This window comes from Prevotella amnii DSM 23384 = JCM 14753 (assembly GCF_000378745.1).
Taxonomy (GTDB): domain Bacteria; phylum Bacteroidota; class Bacteroidia; order Bacteroidales; family Bacteroidaceae; genus Prevotella; species Prevotella amnii.
Genome location: NZ_KB905340.1, coordinates 1 through 1,298, shown reverse-complemented (window position 1 = coordinate 1,298; position 1,298 = coordinate 1). Strand labels below are relative to the sequence as shown.

Below are 1,298 nucleotides of genomic sequence, written 5' to 3'. Positions count from 1 at the left end.
ATCTCCAATGCTTGCGGTATCATGCCGAACTGCTCATGCGTGAGGATAATGCAGTCCCAATCATTATTCTTGATGTCATTGAAGATGCGTTGGCGGTTCTGCTTGTTGAAGTCATTCTTGCCAGGATAAAGCAATCTTGCATTGGGGTAAGCCTTGCGGAACGTGTCGGCAATGTCGAAAACGTTTGCCTTCAGTCCGATAATCATCGGTTTGTTCGCTAATCCCAATCGCTTAATCTCGTAGGCTGCAGTACACATGATAAGCGTTTTGCCGGCTCCTACCTCGTGGTCGCAGATACCTCCACCATTGGTTTTGAGCATCCATACAGCATCCTTCTGGCTTTTATATAGGTCGGTTATGCCTAACCGTTTCAAGTCAAGGTCGGGAAAAGTCTGATGCGTGCCGTCAAAGTTTGGTCGCACAAAGCAATTGAAAAGGCGGTTGTAACGGTCAGAGAGCTGCTCTTTGAACGTGTCGGGTGTCCGTCTAAGCCAATCGACAAAGCCTTGCCTGATTTCCTCAATCTTGGCATTTGCCATCTGTATGGCATGTCCGTCCCTTACTTTGATGGTCTTGGTTTCTCCCGTAACCTTGTCCGTCACCTCCTTGCTCTTGTTGATGTCGGGAATGGTATTGTGTAGGGCGTGCTTCAAGAGATTGATGCCATCATAACGGCGGAACTCTCCCTGTACGGCATACTTGTGCCAGATATTGGCATTCTTTCGGTCACAGACAATGCTGTACTCGTCCATGTTGGAATGGTAGGATACGCTAATGTCTGTCCCGAAGAATTCCGAAGCGAACCTGCCATAGACTTTAGCAGGTATCCAGCGTTCACCGAGATTGAAGTCAAGGTCCGCAAAAGGAATGGGTGTTGGCGTGGCTGCGCGCAGGGCAGCAAGGCTCTGTTTTGCTTCCTCGTGCCCAGGATGGTCCAAGAGCCACGACTCGATACGCTCCGCCTTTTCAATCACGTTGCCTGAAATGAACTTGTCGGCTACCTCATAGCTGTCCTCTTCGGGATTGTAGAAGATGCGTCCTTCCAAGGCAGAAAGCATATCGCTCTCTTCCATATCGGGAAGCAAAGAACTCATATAGTCAAGCTCCACCGTGCTATATTTGTTGAGTGATGCGCCCAATGCCTCCATCGGGTCTGCGGCAATAGTCAGTTCGGCGGTGGAGAAAGCCGTCGGATGGTCGAAAATGTCCGCCTTGATGTACTTGCCGTTCTCGGAGCGTTCCAAGAACAGCATTTCCACTCCGGTGGCATCCATCTTGATGACATCGGTGTTTGTCTT

Annotated in this window: 1 pseudogene; it reads right to left on the bottom strand. The window is 49.8% G+C overall.

Annotated features, from left to right (window positions below):
- Nucleotides 1–1,298 (bottom strand): annotated as a pseudogene (locus F596_RS11285) (DUF2958 domain-containing protein); the annotation flags it as partial.